This window comes from Pseudomonas sp. PDM13 (assembly GCF_025685765.1).
GTDB lineage: Bacteria > Pseudomonadota > Gammaproteobacteria > Pseudomonadales > Pseudomonadaceae > Metapseudomonas > Metapseudomonas solani.
Map to the genome: position 1 here is coordinate 113,750 of NZ_JAOTQU010000012.1, position 9,221 is coordinate 122,970.

The 9,221-nt window shown below is 64.0% G+C and carries 8 protein-coding genes; 2 read left to right on the top strand and 6 right to left on the bottom strand.

Annotation, left to right across the window (positions count from 1 at the left end):
- Positions 1-408 precede the first annotated feature (408 nt).
- The 6 genes from OEJ36_RS14535 to puuE form a co-directional block, all read right to left on the bottom strand.
- Positions 409-1,755, bottom strand: a complete 1,347-nt coding sequence (locus tag OEJ36_RS14535; RefSeq protein WP_263402082.1) for a nucleobase:cation symporter-2 family protein — start codon at positions 1,753-1,755, stop codon at positions 409-411.
- Between the two features lie 255 nt (positions 1,756-2,010).
- The gene (locus tag OEJ36_RS14540) at positions 2,011-3,339 is read right to left on the bottom strand and encodes a urate hydroxylase PuuD (protein ID WP_263402083.1); all 1,329 of its coding nucleotides are present in this window, start codon (positions 3,337-3,339) and stop codon (positions 2,011-2,013) included.
- A gap of 53 nt (positions 3,340-3,392) precedes the next feature.
- Positions 3,393-3,896 carry an ureidoglycolate lyase gene (locus OEJ36_RS14545; protein ID WP_021220531.1) on the bottom strand — a complete coding sequence of 168 codons (504 nt, stop codon included), beginning with the start codon at positions 3,894-3,896 and terminating at the stop codon, positions 3,393-3,395.
- A 65-nt stretch (positions 3,897-3,961) separates the two neighbouring features.
- Positions 3,962-4,957 carry an allantoicase gene (gene alc, locus OEJ36_RS14550; protein WP_263402084.1) on the bottom strand — a complete coding sequence of 332 codons (996 nt, stop codon included), beginning with the start codon at positions 4,955-4,957 and terminating at the stop codon, positions 3,962-3,964.
- Positions 4,958-5,015: 58 nt separating this feature from the next.
- Positions 5,016-5,531, bottom strand: a complete 516-nt coding sequence (gene uraD, locus OEJ36_RS14555) for a 2-oxo-4-hydroxy-4-carboxy-5-ureidoimidazoline decarboxylase (protein WP_043243492.1) — start codon at positions 5,529-5,531, stop codon at positions 5,016-5,018.
- Positions 5,528-6,457, bottom strand: a complete 930-nt coding sequence (gene puuE / locus OEJ36_RS14560; RefSeq protein ID WP_263402085.1) for an allantoinase PuuE — start codon at positions 6,455-6,457, stop codon at positions 5,528-5,530. The genes uraD and puuE overlap by 4 nt, the downstream gene beginning before the upstream one ends.
- Positions 6,458-6,864: 407 nt before the next feature.
- Between puuE and uraH the strand changes: the two genes are divergently transcribed.
- Both uraH and OEJ36_RS14570 read left to right on the top strand, forming a co-directional pair.
- Entirely contained in the window at positions 6,865-7,218 is a 354-nt protein-coding gene (gene uraH / locus OEJ36_RS14565; RefSeq protein WP_031288154.1) for a hydroxyisourate hydrolase, read from the top strand.
- A gap of 274 nt (positions 7,219-7,492) precedes the next feature.
- Complete coding sequence (locus OEJ36_RS14570; RefSeq protein WP_263402086.1) at positions 7,493-9,196, top strand: ShlB/FhaC/HecB family hemolysin secretion/activation protein; 1,704 nt, start codon at positions 7,493-7,495, stop codon at positions 9,194-9,196.
- The last annotated feature ends 25 nt before the right edge of the window (positions 9,197-9,221 follow it).

Here is a 9,221-nt window from a genome sequence, read left to right on the forward strand (position 1 = left end):
CGGGCGGCGGACGGCGCCGGATGTGCCGGTCTGGGCGGATGCGTTCATCGTTCAAAGCCTGCCTGTTGTTTTTGTAGGTCGTGGGCTTGCGGGTTACAGCCGTCCCGCTGGCTGCCTCGCGTTTGGAAACTGAACTGCGGGTCAGGTTTTGCGAATATAGCATCCTGTTTACAATCTGGGTAACAAAATAAATCAAAATTGTGTACATAAAGTCGGCCGTTTTGCCTGCGACCGATCGACTCGCCACGGGCCTCCCCCGAACGCCCTGTAAAGCACGCCATCCCTGCACGAAGCCCCGACGTGCCTCGCCGTTCCGTCCGGAGGCGGATGCCCATAAAAAAGCCCGCTTTGTAGGCGGGCTGTAATTCCTGTCCTCACCGGGTGGGTGCATTCAGGTGGGAGCAAAACTTAATGGGCGGCGCAGTGATGGCTGCGTTCCTTCTCACCCAGGATGTTGAACAGGATGTTGAGCACCAGGGCACTGACGGTGGCCATGGCGATGCCACTGTGGGTGATGGGTTCCATCCAGTGGGGCAGGTGGGCGAAGAATTCGGGGCGCACCACCGGCACCATGCCCATGCCCATGCTCACGGCCACCAGCAACTGGTTGCGGCGGTCGGTGATGTCTGCTTCGTGGAGGATCTTGATGCCGGTGGCGGCGACCATGCCGAACATCGCCAGGCCCGCACCGCCCAGGACCGCAGGCGGAATGGAGGCCACCAGGAAGGCGGCCTTGGGCAGCAGGCTGAGGGTGATCAGGAACAGGCCGGCGACGGCGGTGACGTAGCGGCTGCGCACACCGGTCATCTGTACCAGGCCGATGTTCTGGGCGAAGGAAGAGTGGGTGAAGGTGTTGAAGAAGCCGGCGAAGAAGGACGCGCCGGCGTCGCACAGCAGGCCACGGCGCAGGGCTTTCGGGCAGACCTCGCGGCCGGTGATCTTGCCCAGGGCGAGGAACATGCCGGTGGACTCGACGAAGATGATCACCACCACCAGGCACATGGACAGCACCGGTGCCAGCTCGAACTTGGGCATGCCGAAGTGCAACGGGGTGACCACCTGGAACCAGGGCGCCTGCTCCAGGCCCGTGAGGTCGACCATGCCCATGCCGCCGGCAACCAGGTAGCCCACGGCCATGCCGATCAGCACCGAGACGTTGACCCAGAATCCGCGCATGAAGCGGTTCACCAGCAGGATGATGCCGAGCACCAGGGCGGCGACCGCCAGGTATTCCAGGGCGCCGAACTGCACCGCCTTGCTGCCGCCGCCGGCCCAGTTCACCGCAACGGGGAAGAGGGTGAGGCCGATGGAGGTGATCACCGTGCCGGTCACCAGCGGCGGGAAGAAACGCACGATTCGCGCCATGAAGGGGGCCAGCAGCAGGCCGAAGAAGCCGGCTGCGATGGTCGCGCCGAAAATACCCTGCAGGCCGACGCCGGGCATGCCGGCCATCACCACCATGCTGCCGACGGCGGCGAAGCTCGCGCCCATCATCACCGGCATGCGGATGCCCACCGGGCCGATGCCGAGCGACTGCACCAGGGTGGCGATACCGGCGACCAGCAGGTCGGCGTTGATCAGGAAGGCGATCTCCTCGCGGGACAGGCCGGCGGCCTGGCCGACGATCAGCGGCACGGCCACGGCGCCGCCGTACATCAGCAACACGTGCTGGATGCCGACGAGCAGGAGTTGCAACAGAGGCAGGCGTTGATCGGCGGGCGGAATGGCGAGCTCGGGCTCGGTCAGCTTGGTCATGCAACACCTCTGGCGCTTTTGTTTTTGTTGAGCCGTTTAGGCCGCAGCTGGCAAAGGCCGGCTGCGATCCTGGTATTCATGTTTCTGCCATCCGGGCCCAGCTGTGGGCGGTGGATGGGGTACGCGGAAGAAATGGCAGGGCCTGATGCTGGAGGTGCACCGGAACGCCGTGCCGGAAGACGATAAAAAAAGCCTGCCTGGGGCAGGCTTGAAACACGGGCCGCAGCTTGGGGATGCGGCCCGTCGTGGTCGAGATTAGTTGGTCTTGGCGCCCTGGGCGATCCACGAGCCGATCAGGTCACGCTCGGCCTGGGTCATCTGGGTGATGTTGCCCAGCGGCATGATCTGGGTGGCGACGGCCTGAGCCTGGATCTTCGGCGCGAGGGCCTGGATCTGCTGCGGGGTGTCGAACATCACGCCACCCGGAGCCGCCGTGAACAGGGGGCTGGTGGGGGTGGCGGAATGGCAGACGGAGCAGCGTTCCTGGATCACGCTGTGGACCTTGTCGAAGTCCGCACTGCCGGCATTGGCCTGGGCGGTAGCGGGCGCCTGCTCGGTGGCGTGCTGGGCCGGAGCCTGGGCCTGCTCAGCGGGCTTGCTGGCTTCGGTGGTGGCTGCCGGCGCTGCGGCTTCGGTCTTGGCCGGTGCGGTGACCGGGGCGACGTTGGCGGTGGGCGCGGTGGCGGCCTTGTAGTTCGGCGAGGTGACGAAGGCCAGGCAGATCATGCCCAGTGCGCCGGCCGGGAGGGTCCAGGCGAACTTGTTGCTTTCGTGGCGGGTGTTGAAGTAGTGGCGCACGAGAACGGCGATCACCGCGATCCCGGCCAGGATCAGCCAGTTGTACTTGCTGCCGTAGGTGCTCGGGAAGTGGTTGCTGATCATGATGAACAGCACCGGCAGGGTGAAGTAGTTGTTGTGGCGCGAGCGCAGCAGGCCCTTGGCCGGCAGGGCCGGGTCCGGGGTGCGGTTCTCTTCGATCGCCTTAACCAGTGCACGCTGTGCCGGCATGATGATGCGGAACACGTTGCCGACCATGATGGTGCCGATCAGCGCGCCGACGTGGATGTAGGCACCACGACCGCTGAACACCTGGGTGAAGCCCCAGGCGGCGCCGATCACCAGCACGAAGAGGATCAGGCCGAGCAGGGCGGGTTGCTTGCCCAGGGGCGAGTCGCACAGCAGGTCGTAGATGAACCAGCCGGCGATCAGCGAACCCACGCCGATGGCGATGGCTGCCGCGGGGGCGAGGTCCAGGCCGGGGGCGATCAGGTACAGGGTCGGGTTCAGGTAGAACACCACGGTCAGCAGGGCGACGCCCGACAGCCATGTGAAATAGGCTTCCCATTTGAACCAGTGCAGGTTGTCCGGCATTTTCGGCGGGGCGAGCTTGTATTTCTCCAGGTGGTAGATGCCACCCCCGTGGATCGCCCACAGGTCACCGGCCAGCCCGTCGCGCGGGGCCTTGCGGTTGAGGTTGTTCTCCAGCCAGACGAAATAGAACGATGCGCCGATCCAGGCGATACCGGTGATCATGTGAACCCAGCGAATGCTCAGGTTCAGCCATTCGGTCAGATGTGCTTCCACAGTACGTACCTCTTTCCCGAACGATCGGCACGGCGATCGCTGGGCTTCTCTTATTAGTGGTGGGGGTCGAGGAAGAGCTGCTCGTCCTCGGTGAAGTAATGCTCATCGCAGTTGTTGCCAGAACCACTGCGATCAACCACCAGGAAGTCATCCCGCTTTTCGATCGTCAGCACCGGGTGGTGCCAAACGCCGCGATGGTAATTAACGCCCTGCTTGCCATTGGTGAGGAAAGCACGGACCAGACCCGGTACAGGTGCATCGCCAACGGGCGCGACCACGACCAGAAAGGGGTTGCCGAGCAGCGGTATGAAGGCCTGGCTGCCCTGCGGATGTCGTTCAAGCATGCTGATGGGGCGGGGCATCTCCAGGGATTCGGCGCTGAAGATGCTGATGATCGCCTTGTCGTCCGGCTGGGCCGTTTCGACGGTGGCCAGCTTGTGGTAACGGCGGGTGGAGCCGTTGTTGATCATGAAGAATTCGCTGCCTTCGGTTTCGATGACGTCACCGAACGCGGCGAAGGCTTCTTTGGTCAGGGGCTCGATCTTGAGAGTGCGCATGCTGTTCTTCTTATCCTTACTGTCGCCCCGCCACGGTGACGGGGGTTGCCGGAAGCTGTCCGGCGTTAACTGGCCACCTTGCCGAACAGGCGCAGGCGACTGACGCCTCCGTCCGGGAACACATTCAGGCGTACGTGGGTGACGGGGCCGAGGGCCCGGATCTGTTCGATGTATTTGTGTTCGGCGTGCATCGAGAGTTTCTGGCTCGGTAGCAGCTCGCGCCAGAACAGGCTCTGGGTCTCGATCTGGCTGTCGGTGCCGCCTTTGACGAAGGCGGCCTGGATCGAGCAGCTGTCGGGGTAGTTGCCCTTGAAGTGCAGGGTGTCGACCACGATGCGCTCGATCTCGCCGGGGTGGCCGAGGGCGACTATCACCCAGTCGTTGCCAGGCGTGCGGCGGCGGGCGGTTTCCCAACCGTCACCCATGTTGATGCCACGGCCCGGGTTGAGGATGTTGCCCATGCGACCGAAGTGCTCGTCGGAGCAGGCCAGCGCGCGGCCGCCATTGAGGGCGGCGGCGAGGTCGACCTGCTCGTTGTCGCCGACCGCGCTCCAGTCGCGATGGGGCACGCCGTATACGCGCAGGCGCGCCACGCCGCCATCGGGGTAGATGTTGAAACGCAGGTGGGTGAAGGCCTGGTCGTTGTCGACCGCGTGGTAGTGGTGGCTGTCGCCCTTGAGTTCCACGGCGCCGAGCACGTCGCTCCACTGGGTGTTCTCGTCCGGGTCGCCGTTGGCCACGAAGCAGCCTTCGAGGGACGCGGACGGCGGGTAGTTGCCGGTGAAGAAGCTGGTGTCGATGTCCACGCCCTTGATCGAGCCCGGTACACCCAGGCGGATCACGGCATGGTCGTAACCTTCGAAACGTTTGCGGCGGGATTCCCAGCCGTCCATCCACTTGCCGTTGTCGTCGAACACGCCTTCCTTCCAGACGGCCGCGGTCGGCTGGAACAGGCGGTTGACGTCAGCGAACCAGTCGTCGGTGACCGAGATGGCTCGGGTCCCGAGGCGGGCATCGGCGAGGTTGACGTACTTTTCGAAGGGTACTGCGTAGCTCTTCATCGTTGCTGTCTGCCTTGAAACAGTGGCATTGCGTAGGGCGGCGTGCCTGCAACTGGGGTTACATCTGCTGCAGGCGGAACAGCGCGATCTTGTTGATCTCGGCCAGGGCCCGGCTGAATTCGGCTTCGGGGGAGTTGTGGATGCGCTCCTCGAAGGCCGCCAGGATCTGGTGCCGATTGCTGCCCTTCACCGCCATGATGAAAGGAAACCCGAACTTGGCCTTGTAGGCGTCGTTCAGCTCGGTGAAGCGCGAGAACTCTTCAGCCGTGCATTCGTGGATGCCGGCACCGGCCTGTTCGCTGGTGCTGGCTTCGGTCAGTTCGCCACGGACGGCGGCCTTGCCTGCCAGGTCCGGGTGAGCGTTGATCAGGGCCAGCTGGGCGTCGTGGCTGGCGCTGAGGAGGATGTCGGACATGCGCTGATGCAGGCCGTCGATCTGGTCGACGCTGGCGTCCAGGCCGAGGTCGTAGGCTTTCTCGGCGACCCAGGGCGAATGCTCGTAGATGTCGGCAAAGGCGCTGACGAAGGCATCGCGGGACAAGCTGGACGGGGTGATCTTCTGGAAGCTGCTCATTGGGCGTTGCCTTGGAAAGGGTGGGTGGTGTGCCAGTGGCGGGCGATGTCCACGCGGCGGGCGAACCAGACCTTGTCGTGGCTCTTCACGTATTCGATGAAACGGGCCAGGGCGGCGAGGCGCGCGGGGCGGCCCAGCAGGCGGCAGTGCATGCCGATGGACAGCATCTTCGGCGCGCCGGCTGCACCTTCGGCGTAGAGCACGTCGAAGGCGTCCTTCAGGTATTCGTAGAAGTCGTCGCCCTTGTTGAAACCCTGCACCTGGGTGAAGCGCATGTCGTTGGTGTCGAGGGTGTAGGGGATGACCAGGTGCGGCTTCTCCACGGTGCTGGCCGGGTCCCAATAGGGCAGGTCGTCATCGTAGGTGTCGGAGTCGTAGAGGAAGCCACCTTCCTCCATCACCAGGCGGCGGGTGTTCGGGCCGGTGCGGCCGGTGTACCAGCCCATGGGGCGCTCGCCGGTCAGTTCGGTGAGGATGCGGATGGCCTCGAGCATGTGCTCGCGCTCCTGCTCCTCGCTCATGTACTGGTAGTCGATCCAGCGGTAGCCGTGGCTGCAGATCTCGTGGCCCGCCTCGACCATGGCGCGGATGGCGTCCGGGTGACGCTGGGCGGCCATGGCGACGGCGAAGATGGTCAACGGGATGTCGTGCTTCTTGAACAGGTTGAGCAGGCGCCAGACGCCGACGCGGCTACCGTATTCGTAGAGGGATTCCATGCTCATGTTGCGCGCGCCCTGCAGGGGCTGCGCCGCGACCATCTCGGAGAGGAAGGCCTCGGATTCCTTGTCGCCATGAAGGATGTTGCGTTCGCCGCCTTCCTCGTAGTTGAGAACGAAGGAAAGGGCGACGCGAGCCTCGCCCGGCCAGTGCGGATGCGGGGGATTGCTGCCGTAGCCGATCAGGTCGCGGGGGTAGTCGAGGCTCACTACTGGATTCCTTCTTGTCTGTTGAGGGTTCGCAGAGCCGTGGCTGCGCGAACACGATGGGTGATTGTATACAAATGTCGTTGCGTTTTGTAAATCGAATATTTGTCCAAGTCGACGTTCTGCAGGTTTGCAAAAAACTTGCCTGAATGGTCAGCTCTTTGCAATAAAACCCTTGTCGGGTGGAGGTATGCATCAAAATGGTGCCAGCTGCCCGAGCGCCCACGGAGGTGGGAAAAATTCTGGAATAATTGTGTACAATTCTGAAGAATAATGTCTTATATTTGTCGCATCGCGGTGCCCTTGATGCCCTTTCATGGGGCGGTAGGCACCCTGGATGCACCGAATTCAACGAGAAGAGGAGGCGTGGCAACCGCGGGTCGACGACTGCAGCGGGAGCCCGGAAAGCAATGGGACGATTGACCACCCACGTACTGGATGCCGCCCACGGTTGCCCTGGCAGCGACATCAGCATCGAGCTCTACCGCGTCGAGAACGGCGGCATGGAGCTGATCACCCGTACCACCACCAACGACGACGGCCGTTGCGATGCTCCCCTGCTGCAGGGCGAGAGCTACGCCACCGGCGTCTACCAGCTGCACTTCCATGCGGGCGACTATTACCGCAAGCGTGGCGTGAAACTGCCCGAGCAGGCCTTCCTCGACGTGGTCGTGCTGCGCTTCGGCATCAGTGCCGAGCAGGACCACTACCACGTGCCGCTGCTGATCTCCCCCTATAGCTATTCCACCTACCGCGGTAGCTAGTACCCGTCTACCCCCTGACTCATCAGCGAGTCCTTTTTCCCAGCCCGTCCACACTGCGGGCTTTTTTTTGCCTGCGATTTGGCGCCTGTCGGCATGGAACTAGACAGGAGAGTCCTGTCTGGACTGTGTGGCACTCCCGTACCAGGGTAATGGCATTTCGCCCTCTCTCTGACGAGTGGTTCGCATTTGGTCGGGAAACGGCTTGAGCAAAGTTCCCGGCGCCATAAAAATGCCGCCCCGATGTCGAGATGCCACTATTCCAAGGACGGTCGCAATGCGTCTGCAGTCTTTCGCTGCGGGCTTCTGCCTGCTTTTCCCCGCTTTTTCTGTTTTTGCCGCTGACAGCCCCGGCGCGCCCTTCGCGGGTGACCGCGACCTGATCCGCGAGCGCCAGGACCGCATCCTCGAAGAACAGCGCAAGCGCCTGCAGGACCTGCAGCAACTGCCCGGCCGCGAGGCTCCCGTCCAGCCCAGCGCCCCCGCCAGCCAGGGGCCGTGCTTCGACATCCGCAGCATCCGCCTGCAGGGTGCCAGCCTGATTTCCGCGTCGCGCCAGCGCGAGCTGCTCAAGCCCTTCGAAAACCAGTGCCTGGACAGCGGGCGCCTCAACGAGCTGCTCAAGGCCATCACCCAGCACTACATCGACAAGGGCTACGTCACTTCGCGCGCCTACCTGCCGCAGCAGGACCTGGCCGACGGCGAGCTGGACGTCATCGTGGTCGAAGGCAAGCTCGAAGGCCTCGACAGCTCGGCCATCGCCAGCGACCGCGAACTGGCCATGGCGTCGCCCGCCCGCAACGGCGAAGTGCTCGACCTGCGCGAAATGGAACAGCTGGTGGACCAGATCAACCGCCTGCCGTCGCGCCCCGCGCAACTGGAGCTGGTGCCTGGCGCGGACGTGGGTGGCAGCCGCGTGCAGCTCAAGGGCGAGCCGAGCAAACCCTGGCGCGTGGGCCTGAACCGTCACAACGACGGCCAGCGCAGCACCGGCGAGCAGCAGTGGGGCGCCAGCCTCGACTGGGACAGCCCCTTCGGCCTGGCCGACCAGCTCAGCCTCCGCGGCGGCGGCGACCTGGCCAGCGACCACTGGAAGCACTCGGCCAACCAGAGCGTCCTCTACAACCTGCCCTACGGCTGGTGGAACTTCAGCTACGCCTACAGCCAGAGCTACTACCGCACCCGTAACGACAACAGCGGCTTCCCCTTCGTCACCGACGGCGAGAGCAAGAACCACCAGTTGCGCGCCGAGCGTGTGCTGCACCGCGACAGCGTCAGCAAGACGGCGGCCAGCCTCGGCATCGCCCATGTGGAAACGCGCAACTACGTGGAGAACAGCCTGCTCGGCACCTCCAGCCCGCGCCTGACCGAATCCCAGCTGGGCTTCAACCACGGTCGCCGTATCGGCAATGCCTTCGTCAACGTCGATGTCGGCTGGCAGCGTGGCATCGGCGCCTCCGATGCCCAGCACGATCGCACGCCGTTCCATGGTTCGCCCGAGGCCCGCTACAACAAGTACAGCCTCACCGCCAGCTACCTGCAGTCCTTCCAGTTGCTGGGGGAATCCTTCAGCTTCGACAGCCTGGTCAACGGCCAACACAGCGAAGACGTGCTCTACAGCCCGCAACGCATCAGCGTCGGTGGCCTCAGCTCGGTGCGTGGCTTCAAGGAGCAATCCCTCTCCGGTGACACCGGCGCCTACTGGCGCAACCAGCTGCGCTGGCGCCGGCCGGTCACCTGGGCTGCGCTGCAACCCTTCGTGCAGGAATACGGTGCCGCCTTCGCCTATGACCTGGGGGTGATCCACGGCGATCGCTACAACCCCGGTCAGAGCGGCCGCCTCAGCGGCAACGCCTTCGAGTTCAGCGCCCGGGGCCAGCACCTGGCCGCCTCGGTCACCTTCGCGCGGTCCCTGGAACGCCCTGACGCCATCACGCGCCAGGAACACCCGGTGTATTTCCGCTTCGACCTCTTCTTCTGATTTCAGCTTCGCCCGGAGTTCCAGT